The sequence below is a fragment of the Azospirillum tabaci genome, assembly GCF_014596085.1.
Taxonomy (GTDB): Bacteria; Pseudomonadota; Alphaproteobacteria; order Azospirillales; family Azospirillaceae; genus Azospirillum; species Azospirillum tabaci.
Window position 1 is genome coordinate 124168 of record NZ_JACCJY010000008.1, and the last position, 15288, is coordinate 139455.

The 15288-nt window shown below is 68.3% G+C and carries 14 protein-coding genes; 8 read left to right on the forward strand and 6 right to left on the reverse strand.

Annotation, left to right across the window (positions count from 1 at the left end; all coding sequences use genetic code 11):
* Positions 1-177: 177 nt before the first annotated feature.
* A complete protein-coding gene (locus tag H0B54_RS11940) occupies positions 178-753 on the reverse strand; it encodes a HutD/Ves family protein (protein WP_211109332.1) in 576 nt (191 codons plus the stop codon).
* Between the two features lie 89 nt (positions 754-842).
* The gene (locus H0B54_RS11945) at positions 843-2882 is read right to left on the reverse strand and encodes a M3 family metallopeptidase (protein ID WP_188260492.1); all 2040 of its coding nucleotides are present in this window, start codon (positions 2880-2882) and stop codon (positions 843-845) included.
* A 630-nt stretch (positions 2883-3512) separates the two neighbouring features.
* Here H0B54_RS11945 and proV point away from each other — a divergent pair.
* The 3 genes from proV to H0B54_RS11960 are packed head-to-tail and all read left to right on the forward strand — an operon-like array spanning position 3513 to position 6588.
* Complete coding sequence (proV, locus tag H0B54_RS11950) at positions 3513-4709, forward strand: glycine betaine/L-proline ABC transporter ATP-binding protein ProV (RefSeq protein WP_188260493.1); 1197 nt, start codon at positions 3513-3515, stop codon at positions 4707-4709.
* A gap of 2 nt (positions 4710-4711) precedes the next feature.
* On the forward strand, positions 4712-5650 hold the full coding sequence (locus H0B54_RS11955) for an ABC transporter permease (RefSeq protein ID WP_188260494.1): 939 nt from the start codon (positions 4712-4714) through the stop codon (positions 5648-5650).
* Between the two features lie 41 nt (positions 5651-5691).
* Positions 5692-6588 carry a glycine betaine ABC transporter substrate-binding protein gene (locus tag H0B54_RS11960; protein ID WP_246472493.1) on the forward strand — a complete coding sequence of 299 codons (897 nt, stop codon included), beginning with the start codon at positions 5692-5694 and terminating at the stop codon, positions 6586-6588.
* Between the two features lie 25 nt (positions 6589-6613).
* Here the strand turns inward: H0B54_RS11960 and H0B54_RS11965 are convergent, their stop codons facing one another.
* The 3 genes from H0B54_RS11965 to H0B54_RS11975 all read right to left on the reverse strand — a co-directional run bounded on the left by H0B54_RS11965 (position 6614) and on the right by H0B54_RS11975 (position 9431).
* A complete protein-coding gene (locus tag H0B54_RS11965) occupies positions 6614-8503 on the reverse strand; it encodes an ATP-binding protein (protein WP_246472494.1) in 1890 nt (629 codons plus the stop codon).
* Positions 8406-9104: a response regulator gene (locus H0B54_RS11970; protein WP_246472495.1), complete on the reverse strand. Its 699-nt coding sequence runs from the start codon at positions 9102-9104 to the stop codon at positions 8406-8408. Before H0B54_RS11970 ends, H0B54_RS11965 begins: the two co-directional genes overlap by 98 nt.
* A 156-nt stretch (positions 9105-9260) precedes the next feature.
* Positions 9261-9431 carry a hypothetical protein gene (locus H0B54_RS11975; RefSeq protein ID WP_188260495.1) on the reverse strand — a complete coding sequence of 57 codons (171 nt, stop codon included), beginning with the start codon at positions 9429-9431 and terminating at the stop codon, positions 9261-9263.
* Between the two features lie 443 nt (positions 9432-9874).
* Between H0B54_RS11975 and H0B54_RS11980 the strand changes: the two genes are divergently transcribed.
* The 3 genes from H0B54_RS11980 (at position 9875) to H0B54_RS11990 (ending at position 11729) form a co-directional block, all read left to right on the forward strand.
* Complete coding sequence (locus H0B54_RS11980) at positions 9875-10555, forward strand: lysozyme inhibitor LprI family protein (protein ID WP_188260496.1); 681 nt, start codon at positions 9875-9877, stop codon at positions 10553-10555.
* 184 nt (positions 10556-10739) lie between these two features.
* A complete protein-coding gene (locus H0B54_RS11985) occupies positions 10740-11159 on the forward strand; it encodes an organic hydroperoxide resistance protein (protein WP_188260497.1) in 420 nt (139 codons plus the stop codon).
* A 114-nt stretch (positions 11160-11273) separates the two neighbouring features.
* A complete protein-coding gene (locus H0B54_RS11990; RefSeq protein ID WP_188260498.1) occupies positions 11274-11729 on the forward strand; it encodes a MarR family winged helix-turn-helix transcriptional regulator in 456 nt (151 codons plus the stop codon).
* Between the two features lie 19 nt (positions 11730-11748).
* On the opposite strand, the gene H0B54_RS11995 is transcribed toward H0B54_RS11990, so the two are convergent.
* Entirely contained in the window at positions 11749-12966 is a 1218-nt protein-coding gene (locus H0B54_RS11995) for a plasmid replication protein (protein WP_188260499.1), read from the reverse strand.
* Between the two features lie 764 nt (positions 12967-13730).
* Between H0B54_RS11995 and H0B54_RS12000 the strand changes: the two genes are divergently transcribed.
* Positions 13731-14585, forward strand: a complete 855-nt coding sequence (locus tag H0B54_RS12000; RefSeq protein ID WP_246472496.1) for a helix-turn-helix domain-containing protein — start codon at positions 13731-13733, stop codon at positions 14583-14585.
* A 9-nt stretch (positions 14586-14594) separates the two neighbouring features.
* Positions 14595-15278 (forward strand): hypothetical protein, encoded by a 684-nt coding sequence (locus H0B54_RS12005; RefSeq protein WP_188260501.1) that lies wholly within the window; start codon positions 14595-14597, stop codon positions 15276-15278.
* The last annotated feature ends 10 nt before the right edge of the window (positions 15279-15288 follow it).

The following is a 15288-nucleotide window of genomic DNA, read 5'->3' on the forward strand; positions in this document are numbered from 1 at the left end:
CGGCTGCTTAAATGACCCTCGCCTCTCCGGGGAGAGGGAGGGGACCCGCGCCGTAGGCGTGGGGAGGGTGAGGGGGTTGCGCTTTTGCCGGACGTAATGCCACGCACGACCCCCTCACCCGGTGCTTCGCACCACCCTCTCCCCAGAGGGGAGAGGATTTAATCAGGGCGAGCGCCTTTACCCGCGCGCCGCGACGCGGGCGAGGACGGCGCAAGCCCCCGGCCCGGTTTCCAGCGTGGCGGCGGTGCCGTCCAGACGGGCGGTCCAGCCTGGAGAGACCCGCGCCACGCTGTCGCCGGTGCGCAGGATCACCTCTCCGTCCAGGGCATGGACCAGCGCCACGCCGCCAGCCGGAATGTCCGCCACTTTGTCGGCCGGCAGGATGTCGAGCCGCGCGTCGGCCCGCTCGCGGTCGAAGATCAGGTTGAAGTCGCGGATCGGCCCGTCCAGCAGGGCGCAATCCACCGCGGCGTCGCCGGAAAAGCGGAAGGGTTCGGCGCGGTTGGTCACGGTCGCCGGGACGCCGCCCACGGTCAGCCGCATGCCGGCCCCCTCGACCACGGCGATCAGCCGCTCGTAGCCGGTGAAAGCGGAGAAGGGACCGGCCTCCGCCACGTCGGCGATGCTGACCCGCCAGAGGAAGCGGCCGGCGTTGCCGGGCAACTCCTGGAGGGCGATTTCGGTGGTCGTTCCACCGCCGTTCTTCCAGGGCATGCGGCGGTAACGGGCGGGGTCGAGCAGAGAAACAGCCATGGAAATCCTCACGCGACGGGGGAGGGCGTCCAGCCCATCCCCCGTCCCTTATCCTCGTCAATGTGTCTGCGGCACCGATGGGCGGTGCGTCAGGCGTCCCCGAGCGATTGGGTCAGGCCCCGGTGCTTGAGAAGCGCCTCGATGCGCGGCTCGCGTCCGCGGAAGGCGGTGTACAGTTCCATCGGGTCGCGGGTGTCGCCCGACGAATAAATCGTCTTCAGCTTCGCCGCAAGGTCGGGATCGAAGGGGTTGCCCGTCTCCAAGAACGCCTCGAACCCGTCGGCGTCGAGCACCTCGGCCCACAGATAGGCGTAATAGCCCGCGGCGTAGCCGCTGCCGGCGAACAGGTGCTGGAAATGGGTCGGGCGATGGCGCACGGCGATCTCCGCCGGCATGCCGATCTTGTCCAGCACCGACCGCTCGAAGGCGGCCACGTCGAGGTCGGCAGCGTCGCTCCGGGTGTGGAACTCCAGATCGAGCAACGCCGCCGCGGTGTACTCCACCGTGCCGAAGCCCTGGTTGAAGTTGCGGGCGGCCAGCAGGCGGCGCAGCAGATCCTGCGGGATCGGCTCCCCGGTCTGGTGATGGCGGGCGTAGGTCGACAGCGTTTCCGGAACCGCCAGCCAGTGCTCGTAGATCTGCGAGGGCAGTTCCACGAAGTCGCGGCGGACCGAGGTGCCGGACTGGCTCGGGTAGCGGACGTTGCTGAGGCAGCCGTGCAGGAAATGGCCGAACTCGTGGAACAGCGTCTCGGCGTCGTCGAAGCTGAGAAGCGTCGGCTCGCCCTTCGAGAAGTTGTTGTTGTTGACGATGATCGGCGACACCGCCCCGTCGAAAGTCTCCTGATCGCGGTAGCTGCTCATCCAGGCGCCGGAGCGCTTCGACGACCGGGCGAAATTGTCGTGCAGGAAGATGCCGACATGGCGCCCGTCCTTTTCCGTCACCTCGTAGACACGGACGTCCGGGTGGTAGACCGGCAGGTCGGGCCGCTCGGTGAAGGTCAGGCCGAACAGGCGCCCGGCGGTGTCGAAGGCCGCGCGCACCATGTTCTCCAGCACGAAGTAGGGCTTCACCTCCGCTTCGTCGATGTCGTACTTGGCCTGCCGCACCTTCTCCGCGTAGTAGCGCCAGTCCCAGGGGGCGATCGGCTCGTTCATGCCCTCCGCACGGGCGCAGTCCTGAAGCTCCGCACGCTCGGCTGCGGCCTTCTCCTTGGCCGGCCCCCAGACCTGCAGCAGCAGCCGTTCGACGGCGGAGGTGTCCTTCGCCATGCTGTCGTCCAGCTTGAAGTCGGCGTAGCTGGCGTAGCCCATCAACTTCGCCTGTTCGGTGCGCAGCGCGACGATCTCCCGGATCAGCGGGCGGTTGTCGTGCTCGCCCTCATGCTCGCCGCGGCGGATCCAGGCCTCGTAGGCGACCTGACGCAGGTCGCGGCGGGCCGAGAAGGTCAGGAACGGCTCCACCGAGGAACGGGCCAGCGTGATGACGTACTTGCCCTCCTGCCCGCGTTCCTTGGCGGCCTGGGCGGCGGCGTTGCGCGCGAAGTCCGGCAGGCCGACCAGGTCGCTCTCCTCCAGGACGAGCTGCCAGTCCTTCTCGTCGTGCAGCACGTTCTGGCCGAACAGCGTGTGCAGGGTCGCCAGCCGCTCGGTGATCGCGGTCATCCGCGCCTTGGCGTCCGGCGGCAGCAGCGCGCCGCTGCGCACGAAGCCGAGATGCTGGCGTTCCAGAAGGCGCAACTGGTCGGGGGCGAGGTCCAGCGTCGCACGGCGCTCGTACAGGTCGGCGACGCGGGCGAACAGCGCCGGGTCCAGCGCGATGCGCATGGAATGCTGGGCGAATTTCGGCGCGTAGTCGCGGGCGATCGTCTCCAGCGCATCGGTGGTGTTGCTGGAGTTCAGGTTCCAGAACACGCCGCCGACCCGGTTCAGGAAGCGCCCGCTGCGCTCCATCGCCTCGATGGTGTTGGCGAAGGTCGGGGCATCGGGGTTTCCGGTGATCGCCTCGATCTCCGCGATGTTCTCCGCCATGCCATGGTCGAAGGCAGGCGGAAAATGCTCGGCCTGGATGCGGTCGAAGGGCGGCAGGCCGAAGGGCGTGGTCCAGGTTTCGAAGAACGGGTTGCTCATCAAGGCCCCTTGCTGACCGGAGACGGAAGACAGTCTGACATGGTGCCGCAACCGGCCCGCCGCCACAACACGCCGGTCACAGCGAGGCGCATTCCAGAGCAGCGAAAAAGGCAGGAACGACAACGCGGTTATAGGATAATAAGCCTCAAAACTCATACTTGAACGACATTGATCCGGCGCCATATCCAACCGAGACATAAAAAGGCTTCAAATCTCTCCTAAAGTTTGTTAGCCTCTTGTCAGTGGCGGCCAGGACTTGCTCTCTTGAAGGCGCTTCAGGAGCGCATTTTTCTGTGCGCGCATCCCTACAACGTCAGTGTGTTTTAGAGGTGAAATCGGTATGCATGCATAGATAATGCTTCTTTCTTGTTTCCTTGGCCTTCAATTTCATGAGTCTTCGCTGTTTTTGCGCTTTCTCATGTAACTTTACTTTCCCTGTGGTTGGCGGGAGGCAGTCGCGACGCGGCTGTCAAAATTGCTGGCGTGCGGACGAAAGTCCTTGCCTTGCGTGCCTCTCCACCCCCGGCACGCCCCTGCTTCCCCCTGCTTCCAATGAAGGCTGCAAGACGGACCGGTCCCGTTCGGGGTCCGGAACCACACGCATTTTGCCAAGAGCGGAGGCATCAGCGGATGACCGCGAAAATCGCCGTAAACGGCGTCACCCGGATTTTCGGGCGCCACCCACGTCAGGCGCTCGACCTGCTGAAGGCGGGTCTTTCCAAAGAAGAGATCTTTAAAAGAACCGGCCAGACCGTCGGCGTCCTGGACGCCAGTTTCGAGGTCGAGGCCGGTGAAATCTTCGTCATCATGGGCCTGTCGGGCTCCGGCAAATCGACGCTGGTCCGGATGCTCAACCGGCTGATCGACCCGACCGCGGGCGAGATCCGGATCGACGGGCGCGACATCACCAAGCTGTCGCGCGCCGAGCTGACCGAGCTGCGGCGGCGCGACCTCAGCATGGTGTTCCAGTCCTTCGCCCTGCTGCCGCACCTGCGGGTGTGGGAGAACGCCGCCTTCGGGCTGGAGATCGCCGGGGAAAGTCTGACGGCGCGGCGCGACAAGGCGCAGCAGGCGCTGGACGCGGTCGGCCTCGGCGCCTACGCGGAAAGCTTCCCGCGGGAGCTGTCGGGCGGCATGCAGCAGCGCGTCGGCCTCGCCCGCGCGCTCGCCAACGAGCCGTCCGTCCTGCTGATGGACGAAGCCTTCTCGGCCCTCGACCCGTTGATCCGCACGGAGATGCAGGACGAGTTGCTGCGCCTTCAGGCCGAACGGCAGCGCACCATCGTCTTCATCAGCCACGATCTGGACGAGGCGATCCGCATCGGCGACCGGCTGGCGATCATGGAGGGCGGCCAGATCATCCAGGTCGGGCGCCCGGACGAGATCCTGAAGCAGCCGGCCAACGATTACGTCCGCTCCTTCTTCCGCAACATCGACGTCACCAAAATCCTGACGGCGGGCGACATCGCCCGGCGCGATCAGGTGACTCTGATCCGCCACACCGGCGAAGGCCCGCGCGCCGCCGTCCGCCAGCTGCGCGAGCGCGACCGCGAGTTCGGCTATGTCCAGGACGGACGCCGCCGCTTCCACGGCGTGGTGTCGGTGGAAACGCTGGTCACCGCCATCGAGCGGCACAACGGCTCCGCCACGCTGGACGAGGCGCTGCTGTCGGGCATCGAGCCGATTCCCGTCGACCTGCCGATGGACGAGGTGCTGCCGCGCATCGCGTCGGCCCCGTGCCCGCTGCCGGTGGTGGACGGGCAGGGCGCCTATGTCGGGGCGATCTCCAAGACCGCCTATCTGGAAACCCTTGGACGGACGCGCTGACCATGGACTTCAAGCTTCCCATCGGCGACTGGGCCGACGCCGCCGTGATGTTCCTCCTGGACCACGCGCAATGGCTGTTCGACGGCATCGACCTCGTGGTCGGAGCGGTCGCGGGCGCCGTTCAAGCCGCCCTGACCTCGCTGCCCGGCGTGGCGCTGGCCGCCATCGTGGTGCTGATCGGGCTGTGGCGCAACGGCTGGCGCTTCGCGCTGTTCGCGGCGGCCTCCCTCCTGGTCGTCGCCGGGCTGGGCATGTGGCACCAGACGGTGGACACGCTGGCGCTGGTGCTGACGGCGACCGCCATCGCCCTGACTATCGGCATTCCGCTGGGCATCGTCGCCGCGCGCAACGACCGGGTGGAGGCGGTGGTGCGCCCGGCGCTCGACCTGATGCAGACCATGCCGGCCTTCGTCTATCTGATCCCGGCGGCCATGCTGTTCGGGCTGGGCCAGGTGCCGGGGATCATCGCGACGATCATCTTCGCCATGCCGCCGGTGGTCCGCCTGACCAGCCTGGGCATCCGTCAGGTCCCGCACGAGCTGGTCGAGGCCGGTCTCGCCTTCGGCTGCACGCCGCGCCAGCTCCTGTTCAAGGTGCAGATGCCGACCGCTCTGCCGTCGATCATGGCGGGCATCAACCAGACCATCATGCTGTCCCTGTCGATGGTGGTCATCGCCTCGATGATCGGGGCGGGCGGAGTCGGCAACGAGGTGCTGCGCGGCATCCAGCGGCTGGACATCGGCCTCGGCGTCGAAGGCGGGCTGGCCGTGGTGATCCTGGCGATCCTGCTCGACCGCATCACCCAGAGTTTCGGAACCCCGGATGCGGGGGGCCGCTCCCCCCGGTCCGTCCTGCGCGCCCTGCTGAACCGCCGCCGCGCGGAACGGCCGAGGGATGACGCGCGCCTGTCTCCCACGCACGGAGTCACGGAAGCGGGATGAACCGCCATCCCCAAAGCCATACCGAACAAAGGATTTTTTCCATGAGACGCACGTTTCTGAAGATGATGGCCCTCGGCGTCGCCGCCGTGATCGGCAGCACCGCCCTGTCCTCCGCCAGCGTTGCCGCCGAGGACAGGAAGCCGGTCCGCATCGGCTGGACCGCATGGTCCGACGCCGAGGCGGTGACCAAGCTCGCCCAACGCCTCATCCAGGAACGGCTGGATCAGCCGGTCGAGCTGGTGCTGGCCGACATCGGCCTGCAGTATCAGGGGCTCGCCAAGGGCGACCTCGACTTCATGATGATGTCCTGGCTGCCGACCACCCACGCCTCCTATCTGGACAAGGTGGGCAAGGACATCGTGCCGCTGGGCATGCTCTACACCCGCGCCCGCCTGGGCTGGGCCGTGCCGGACTATGTGCCGGAGGATCAGGTGAAGACCATCGCCGACCTCGCCAAGCCGGAAATCCGTGAGAAGCTGAAGGGCAGGATCCAGGGCATCGACCCCGGTTCGGGCCTGATGCAGGCGTCGGAGAAGGCGCTGAAGGACTACGGCCTCAACGATTACGAGCTGGTGTCGGCCAGCGGCGCCGCGATGACCGCCGCGCTCGGCCGCGCCGAGCGGCGCGAGGACTGGATCGCGGTCACCGCCTGGAGCCCGCACTGGATGTTCGCCAAGTGGAAGCTGCGCTATCTGGAGGACCCGAAGGGGTCGCTGGGCGGCCTTGAGCGCGTCCACGTCATGGCCCGCAAGAACTTCTACCAGGAGCACCCCAAGGTCGCCGAGTTCCTGACCCGGATGTATCTGCCGCTGGAGGATCTGGAGAAGATCATGCTGGAGGCCGACGCCACCTCCTACGACAAGGCGATCGACGCCTACATCGCCAACAACAAGCGGCGCGTGGACTATTGGGTGACCGGCGAGATGCCGGCCTCCTAACGAACCCGAAACCCCTGTCCGAGCCTCACAACGGCTCGGGCGAGGGCTCGAACAAGGGCTCGGACAGGGCCTCCACACTGTCCTTCAGCACACCCTCCAGACTTCCCGCCAGGGCCAGGGCCTCGTCCGGCGGCGCCCTTTCCAGCGCCAGCGCGAGGTCACCCAGCCGCTTCGCCCCCACGTTCCAGGACAGCCCCTTAAGCGTATGGGCGGCGCGGCGGTGCTCCTCGCCGCTGACCAGGGCGGCGCTGATCCGCGTCACCTGCTCCCGCGCGGTGCGGGAAAAGCCCTCCACGGCCTCGGACCAGCTCTCCGGCCCGAGCGCCTCAGCCACGCTGTCCATCTGTTCACGGTCCAGCAGGTCCGCCTCCGCAACCGCCTCGGCAGCCGCCTTGGGAGCGAGGCTGCCGACGACCGCGCGGATCGCCGCGTCGAGCGCCGCCGGACGCAGCGGTTTCGGCACGAACCCGTTCATCCCCGCCGCCATGCATTCCGGAAGCGAACTGCCCGAAGCGTGCGCGGTCAACGCGATCACCGGAACCCCGTTGCGCGGCGTCGGCAGCGCACGGATCAGGCGGGTGGCGGTCAGCCCGTCCATACCCGGCATCTGGATGTCCATCAGGACAACATCGAAGGGCTCCTCCGACCGCTCGACGGTCCGCACCGCCTCGTCCCCATCCACGGCGGTGACCACGCTGTGCCCGTCGCGCACCAGGAGGCCGCGCACGATGTCCCGGTTCACCGCGTTGTCGTCCACCGCCAGAACCCGCAAGGGGGGTAGGGGGGCGGCCGGCGGCGCCTCGGCGGAGTGGCGCAGCGCCGCCGGATCGCCCGGCGCGCAGGCGACCGAGAACCGGAACAGGGTTCCCTTGCCCGGCGCGCTGGTGACGGAAATCGTCCCGCCGAGGAGCCCGCACAGCTCCTTGCAGATCGCCAGCCCCAGACCGGTGCCGCCGTAGCGGCGGGTGATGGAGCTGTCGGCCTGGGTGAAGCGGTCGAACAGGGACGGGATCGCTTCCCCGGTGATGCCGATGCCGCTGTCCTCCACCTCGAACTCCAGAAGAAAACGCCCGTCCGGCAGGTCGGCGCCGCGGCGGGCGCGCACGGCCACATGGCCGGCGCTGGTGAACTTGACCGCGTTGCCGACCAGATTGAACAGGATCTGCCGCAGACGGGCTGGATCGGTGACCACCGCCTCCGGCACGGTGGGCAGCACGCGACAGGACAGGGTCAGCCCCTTGTCCGTCGCCGACGGGTTGAACACCGCCATCACCGCCTCCGCGAGGTCGGCGGGCGCGCAGGTCTCCTGCTCGATGGCGATCCGTCCGGCCTCCAGTTTGGAAAAGTCCAGGATGTCGTCCAGCAGGCGCAGCAGGCTTTCCGCCGAGCGGCGGGCGACGCCGGCCAGCCGCCGCTCCTCCGGATTCAGCCCTTCGCCGTCGAGCAGCGTCAATGTGCCCAGCACGCCGTTCATCGGCGTGCGGATCTCGTGGCTGATGGTCGCCAGGAACTCGCTCTTCATCCGGTTGGCGTGCTCGGCGCTGTCGCGGGCGCGGCGCAGGTCCGCCTCGATCTGCTTGGCCTTGGACAGGTCGTGGAAGACGCCGATGAAATGCTCCCGCTCGCCGGCCCGCCAGCTCGACAGGGCGATCTCGGTGGGCACCAGGGCGCCGTCGGCGCGCCGGACCGGCACCTCACGGATCATGCCGCTCGGGCTGTTCCGGCCGCTGGACTGGTCATCCCGGAACAGGCGGTCGTGGTTGACGGCATGGCTGTCCGGCATCAGGGCCGTGACGTTCCGCCCGATCATCTCCGCCTCACGGTAGCCGAAGAGGGCCTCCGCCGCCGGGTTGAAGCCGGTGATCACGGCGTTCTGGTCGGTCACCACGATGGGCTGGCCGACCGCGGCGAACATGGCGCGGTAGCGCCGCTCGCTGTCGCTCAGCGACCGTTCCGCCCGGCGCCGCTCCGATGACGCGCGAGTAGCTCGCCATCCGCTCGATGTGCAGGCCGGTTTCAGGGTCGCGGTATTCGGCGGCCCGGGCGAGGCGGGCGACCAGCTCCTGCGCCTGCTGGCGGAGCTGGGCGGTCGCCTCCTCCACCCGGCTGCGCAGCACGGCGGCCTGATCGCGCATCATCCGCTGGCTCAGCCGCAGGCGCAGCAGGTTCTGCGCCCGGGCCAGCAATTCCGGGACGACGATGGGTTTGGTCAGGAAATCGGTGCAGCCGCTTTCGAGAGCGGCCACCCGCAGCTTCACCGACGTGTCGGCGGTGATCATCACCACCGGAACGTCGGCGAGGTGCCGCTGGGCGCGGATGCGCTCCAGCATCGCCATGCCGTCGAGGTCCGGCATGACGTTGTCGATCAGGATCAGGTCGGGCGTGTTGCCCGCCAGCCAGTCCAGAGCCGCCAGCGGACCGCCCATGCCGATGGGCTCCGCGTCGTCGATCCGCCGAATCACCGCGCTGGTGATGAACAGCGTGGAGGGATCGTCATCGACGATTACAACCTGCATTTCTGCGCCAGCCCTAGACCACCATTTCGGGTATCATTAGAAAATGATACCCGGCAAGATCTTAACGAATCTTGCTGAAACTGGTCATGCACGGGCGAAAAAGTCGCGGCCGGACCGTCCGGCCGCGTGCAGGAAACCTGCTCTGTCGGGTGCGCCTCAGCGGGCGGCGGTCAGACCGCCGTTGGCCGGGGTGCCCGGACGGCTGAAGGCCCCGGCCAGACGGCGGAACAGGCTGCGCAGATAGGCGGCCCGCAGGGCTTCCGCCTCGCGGCGAATGTTGCGCAGTTCCGTGGACGACAGGGGGTTCGCAAAGCTATTGGCGTTCATGGCTGTCCTCATGGCGGCATCAAGGGCCGCGGTTCGATGGGAATGTCTCTGGCGGTGCCGCTCGGGCGCCGGGGTCGGCGGCTGGCCGTGGAAGGGGCCTGCGCGATGCCGGCGAAGGGGCGGTGCTGCCTGCCTGGATATATTGACACCACCACCCCGAAAGACGACGCGCCGATAACGCATGGCTTCCATTACTATGATGCAGCGCACAACCATGAATAAAATGGCGCATCATCTTCCAAGAACGCAAGTCTTCGCAGCGCTGTTAAAAGAGTTCATCGTAGCGCTACGACGTTGAGGACTTCCGCAGCGCTGCGAAGCGCGAATCTTCTGCCTTTCCGGCGTGACGGGAAGGCACCGGACCGGGCGACCCTCGGGGGACGGCTTGACCACACTCCGCCACCACGGCAGAGTTGAAGCCCGACCGCCGAAGGGGAATCCGCATGCTCCGCCCAGTGCTGCTCGCCCTTGGCCTTCTGGCGCTGCCGACCGCCGCCATCGCGGCGGGTTTCCCCTGCTCCAAGGCCACCACACCGACGGAAAAGGCGATCTGCGCCGATCCGGCGCTCTCCGCGCTGGATGGAAAACTGGCCGCGACCTATCGCGCCGCCCTGGACCGTCTGTCCGGCGCCAGCCCGGAGGAGAGCGCCGCCGTGGCCGCCGTGAAGGCCGACCAACGGGCGTGGCTGCGCGACCGCGACTCCTGCCGTGCCGACGCCGCGTGCCTGCGCCGCGCCTATGACGGGCGCGTGGCGGTCCTGTCCTTCCGCACCGATCCCACCGCCCCGTCGTCGCCCATCGGGCGCTATGTGGGCCGCTTCGACCATGAGGGCTTCATCAGCGTTGCCGCCATCGCCCTGCGCAACGGGACGGTCGCCGTCAGCGTCAGCGGCGCCGAGCCTTCGGCAGGGCGCTGGGTGTGCGACTTTTCCGGCATCGGGCGGCTGGATGACAAAGGGCGGCTGATGGTCGGCACGCCGGACGCGGAGGGCGGCGGCCTGATCCTGGTGGCCGAGGAGGATGGCGGGATGATCATCCCCGACCTGGAACCCAACCGCGCCGCCAGCGGCTATTGGTGCGGTCACAACGGCAGCTTCATCTGGAACTACCGCCGCGCTCCCTGACCCCGTTTTCACCTTGCGAAGCGCGTGCCTCGGCGCCATTCCGTCAATGCATTGCGCACAATTCAACAGCGCATAACCAAATACATTGCGCACAATTCAATTTTGCGCGACAGTCCTTCTCGACAACAAGCGGCAACCCGCTTCCCCGATCGAAACGATCCATCTGTTCAAAGGAGTGCACGCAATGAAGATCCTCTACACGACCAAGGCGACGGCCACCGGCGGGCGTGACGGCAAGGCGGAGACCGATGACGGCCTGCTGTCGGTGGCGCTGGCCGCTCCGAAGGAGCTGGGCGGCAAGGGCGGCGCCACCAACCCCGAGCAGCTGTTCGCCGCCGGCTATTCGGCCTGCTTCCTCGGTGCCATGAAGTTCGTGGGCAACCGCGACAAGATCGCCGTTCCGGCGGACGTGACGGTGACCGCCCAGGTCGGCATCGGCCCGCGCGACGACGGCGAGGGCTTCGGCATCGCGGTGGACCTCACCGTGTCGCTGCCCGGCCTGGACAAGGCGGCGGCTGAGGATCTGGTGGCCCGCGCGCACAAGGTCTGCCCCTACAGCCACGCGACCAAGGGCAACATCGCGGTGAACACGGCCATCGCGTAAAGGGCGCATAACTGGGTTTCGTGCTTGCGGGCCTGTTGCGCGCCATACCCCCATGGGCTATGGGGGCGCGCGCAACAGGCCCGCGACGCGTCCCTGGCTGGGAACCCCCGAACGATGAGCACCGAGAACGACAACCCGCTTCTTCTGGCCAATCAGGCCTGCTTCGCCTTGTATTCGGCGAATCTGGCGATGACGCGGGTTTACCGCCCGCTGCTGGAGGCGCTGGAGCTGACCTACCCGCAGTATCTGGTCATGCTCCTCCTTTGGGAACAGGACGGCCAGACCATGAAGACGCTGGGGGAGCGGCTGCTGCTCGACAGCGGCACGCTGACCCCGCTGCTGAAGCGGCTGGAAGGGCAGGGGCTGGTCACCCGCGCGCGGGACCCGGCGGACGAGCGGCTGGTGCGCATCCGCCTGACGCCGCAGGGCACCACCCTGCGGGAGCGGGCGACGGCGCTGCCGGAACACATCGCCGCGGCGGCGAACTGCCCGCTGCCCGATCTGGCCGGCCTGCGCGACGCGCTGCTGCGCTTGCGCGACTCGCTGAACGACGCCGCCGACCGGGACTGAACCGGTCGCGACGCCCCCGTCAGCCGGCCTCGGCCATCGGCAGACGCGGCGGCTCCTCGGTCAGCCGCTTGGCGCGGCGGGCGCGGGTTTCCACCGTCGCGGCGGGCGTGACCGGCACGAAGTCGGTGGGCCGGCGGTCGTCGCCGGTGATTGCCCGCATGGCCGCCACGTTGGCGCTCTCCACCGCCTGCGCCTTGCGCACCTGGGCCAGGAACTTGGCGCTGGGCAGCATCACGTAGGTGATCCCCTCGATGCGGGCCCCCACCTTGTCATAGAGCTTCTCCGCGCTGGTCAGGATGCCTTCCTCGACCAGGGCGTCCACCGCGGAGGTCACCGCGCGCAACGTGTCGCGGCGGCGGCTCCACACATTCATGCCACTGTTCTTGATGATCTCGTCCGCCGACAGGGTCATCGCCTTGGCGCCCAGATCGCCCGGCGCCTCCGCCCCCGAATAATCGTACTCGGCGCTGAGACGGTTGTAGAGCCAGCGGGACACCGGGCTCTTCAGCCGCATCAGCCACTGGTAGCTGACCGGCTTGAATTCCAGGTTCCGGATGGCCGAGGAGACAAGCGGATTGAACTGCAGATGGGTTTCCTCGTCGCCCCCTTCGTCGCCGATCAGGTCGGGGCGGGACCGGATGGCCAGCACCGGGAAGGCCGTGGACTCCAGCAGGTTCGCCCCGCGGCCCTTCTTCACTCCCTCCGCCGGCTTGCCGATGATGATGCGCGAGCGCGCCAGGATGGTCAGCGACTCGCGGATGTCGCGGATCGACAGCGTGTGGCCGACCGCCTTCAGTTCGCGCTGAATCTCGTAGAGGGTGAAGCGCATCTGGACCTTGTCGCGGTTCTCGCCGCCCAGCGACAGGCGCGAGCGGTCCATGGCGAGGCGGCGCACCACATGCTCGACCACCTGCTCGCGCTCGGCGGGGAAGACCTCGTATTCGATCTCGGTCTGGCCGTCGGCCTGGGCGGCCCCGTCGTCGCGGTTGACCATCTTGGTCAGACGGGCGGGCTGGATGGTCAGGTGGAAGGTGCTGCCGTGATAGGTGAACTCGCGCTTGATCGACGCGACGAAATTGCCTTTGGCGGGTGCGGTCTCCGCAGACCGTCCGCCGTCGCGCGAGGCGAAGACGTAGCGCGGCGCCAGATCGTACAGCGCGATCAGGTGCGACTGCGAGCGGTCCTCCAGCTCGAACAGCACCAGTTGCAGCGCGCCGGGTGTCGCGATCTTGCTCATCCAATCCCTCCTTGCCCGGCAATGACCATGCGGCGGCAGACGCGCGCTGACAACCGCTTCGTGACGGGCGACCTCCTTCGGTATGGAGCCATTGCCCGCGCCCATGGAGCGATAGCTCGCGGGTATGGAGCAACAGCCCGCGCTTTCCCGGCACCGCGTTGACATCTTTCGACTCTGCCGGCGACTCCGCCGCCCGCTGCGAATCGCTCCATACCGACGGGGACCAAGGCGCGGGCTATCGCTCCATGACCGCGAGTTTCACCGCGAGTCGGAACTCCATGGGTCGGACCGGCGAAGCGCGAGCAAAAGCTCCATCCTCTGCTCGCCGCCGGATTGCCATGCAGAGCGGATGAGGACGGCAGGGCGCGGGCTATCACTCCATAGCCGCGGGCTATCGCTCCATGGTGAGTGGGTGGATCGCCGCTGAAACGCGGGCTGTTGCTCCATGGCCCCGCGAACCAGCCGCGGCCTATGGCTCCAACCGGTGGGATTCCGAAGGCGCGGGCTATCGCTCCATGACCGCGGGTTCCCGCTCCAGGATTCCGATTCGGCGACCAAGCGCGGGCTGTCGCTCCATAGCGGCGGGCAAAGGCTCCAGGAGCGCGGGCCAAGGCTTCAACGGTGCGGGTTACCGCTCCATGCCCGGCTATGGAGTGACAGCCCGCGGTTTGAAGAGCCGCGCATCGCCGGGAATCCTGATCCGCAAAGCGACCGGCCCGCAGTCCGTGCGGAGCCGGTCCCGACAGCCTTGCGGAGACCGCATCATGACAGCGCGCGACGACACACCAATGGACACCCCACCGGATGACGGTCCGCCCGCGGACACCGGGCGGTGGGGCCGGATTCCGGCTTGGTGGCTCGGCCACCCCGCCATCGACGCCGACGGTTTGGCCGTGCTGGCGGCGCTGGCGACCTATGCCAACGCCCGCGGCGAGTGCTGGCCGTCCCAGGCGACCCTCGCCACGGCGCTGAAGCGCAGCCGCAGCACGGTGAACCGCATCCTCGGCCACCTCGCGGACGCCGGGGTGATCGCGAGGGAGTCCCGCCGCTCCGCCTCGGGCGGGCGCCTGTCCTGCCTGTACCGGCTGCGGCTGGTCCCCGGCGAAGGAGCGATTCCGGTGGCCGGTGCAGAAACCGGACGGACCGGAATACCCCCTGTGCAGGCGCCGGCCAAGGATGTCGCTCGCACCGACTCCCCTTGTGCGTCGGTGCGACAGAAACAGCCGGAATCCGAACAGACTCCGGACTCGCACGCTTCCCGCGGGCCTGCGCAGGCCGTGCCCGACGGGTGGATGCCCGATGCCGAGGATCGTGCCTGGGCAGAAAGCCGCTTCACCGGGGTGGATCTGGATCGCCACGCCGAAGGATTCCGGCTGCGCTGCCGTGCCCACGGCTACCGCTACCGCGATGCCGGGGCCGCCTGGAAAGCCTGGCTGGCCCAGGACGCCGCCGCCGGCAAGGCACCGCTGCTCCGATCGTCAAGCCGCTCCGCCACCGCAAGGCCGGCGGCCACAGCGCCCGTTCCCGAACAGAAGCTCGGCGCCTGGATGGCCGCCGCGGCGAAGCTCAACGCCACCCACGGCACCCCCCCGCAAATCCGCCCGAACGTCTGGAGCTGAGGAAAGGCCATGACCGCACAGCCGCGATCCGCCCCGCCTGGGGCTCCGAACCCATCGGTCGTGACCCATTTGCCGTCCCGTCCGCCGCTTCCCTTCGATCCCGCCGCCCCCGCCCATGAGCGCGGTCTGGCGCTGGCCTCGGCGCTGCCGGTGCCGCTCAGGAACCTCCTCGCTTCCGGCCGGGTGGAGCGCCGGCCGCGCTTCGGCGACCGCGGCTTCGACGGGGTGACGGAGGACTGGACGCCGCCCGACGGTGTGACCGGCCAGCACGCCGCGATGGCGCGGCGCGCGCTCGACGAGCTGATCGGCTCCATTCTGGCTCCGGCGTCGCCGGACCACCTGCTGGCCCGTGTCCTGGCCCTGCTCAGCCATTATCCGGCCAAGGGAACCGCGCCGGAGGTGGAGCATCTGGTCGCGCTCGACTGGGCGGAGGATCTCGGCGAGTTCCCGGCCTGGGCGGTCGACGCGGCGGCGCGGACATGGCGCCGGACGCAGAAATGGCGCCCGTCCATCGCGGAGATGCGGGCGCTGTGCGAGGAGGCCTGTGCACCGGAATGGGCGCTGGCGCGGCGGCTGTCGGTGATCGCGGCGGCGGGAAGCGCATCCGCGGACGGGGCGGGCGAGGGGACCGGCCACGGCCGCGCCGGCCGGCTGCGCGCGCTGGCCGGGGGAGCGGTCCGGCGGATGGGATGAACTGACCCTC

What these genes read in the sequence shown, in the direction of transcription:
- H0B54_RS11940 (WP_211109332.1), bottom strand. Translation starts at nt 753, where the DNA reads ATGGCTGTTTCTCTGCTCGACCCCGCCCGTTACCGCCGCATGCCCTGG.
- H0B54_RS11945 (WP_188260492.1), bottom strand. Translation starts at nt 2,882, where the DNA reads ATGAGCAACCCGTTCTTCGAAACCTGGACCACGCCCTTCGGCCTGCCG.
- proV (WP_188260493.1), top strand. Translation starts at nt 3,513, where the DNA reads ATGACCGCGAAAATCGCCGTAAACGGCGTCACCCGGATTTTCGGGCGC.
- H0B54_RS11955 (WP_188260494.1), top strand. Translation starts at nt 4,712, where the DNA reads ATGGACTTCAAGCTTCCCATCGGCGACTGGGCCGACGCCGCCGTGATG.
- H0B54_RS11960 (WP_246472493.1), top strand. Translation starts at nt 5,692, where the DNA reads ATGAGACGCACGTTTCTGAAGATGATGGCCCTCGGCGTCGCCGCCGTG.
- H0B54_RS11965 (WP_246472494.1), bottom strand. Translation starts at nt 8,503, where the DNA reads ATGTTCGCCGCGGTCGGCCAGCCCATCGTGGTGACCGACCAGAACGCC.
- H0B54_RS11970 (WP_246472495.1), bottom strand. Translation starts at nt 9,104, where the DNA reads ATGCAGGTTGTAATCGTCGATGACGATCCCTCCACGCTGTTCATCACC.
- H0B54_RS11975 (WP_188260495.1), bottom strand. Translation starts at nt 9,431, where the DNA reads ATGAACGCCAATAGCTTTGCGAACCCCCTGTCGTCCACGGAACTGCGC.
- H0B54_RS11980 (WP_188260496.1), top strand. Translation starts at nt 9,875, where the DNA reads ATGCTCCGCCCAGTGCTGCTCGCCCTTGGCCTTCTGGCGCTGCCGACC.
- H0B54_RS11985 (WP_188260497.1), top strand. Translation starts at nt 10,740, where the DNA reads ATGAAGATCCTCTACACGACCAAGGCGACGGCCACCGGCGGGCGTGAC.
- H0B54_RS11990 (WP_188260498.1), top strand. Translation starts at nt 11,274, where the DNA reads ATGAGCACCGAGAACGACAACCCGCTTCTTCTGGCCAATCAGGCCTGC.
- H0B54_RS11995 (WP_188260499.1), bottom strand. Translation starts at nt 12,966, where the DNA reads ATGAGCAAGATCGCGACACCCGGCGCGCTGCAACTGGTGCTGTTCGAG.
- H0B54_RS12000 (WP_246472496.1), top strand. Translation starts at nt 13,731, where the DNA reads ATGACAGCGCGCGACGACACACCAATGGACACCCCACCGGATGACGGT.
- H0B54_RS12005 (WP_188260501.1), top strand. Translation starts at nt 14,595, where the DNA reads ATGACCGCACAGCCGCGATCCGCCCCGCCTGGGGCTCCGAACCCATCG.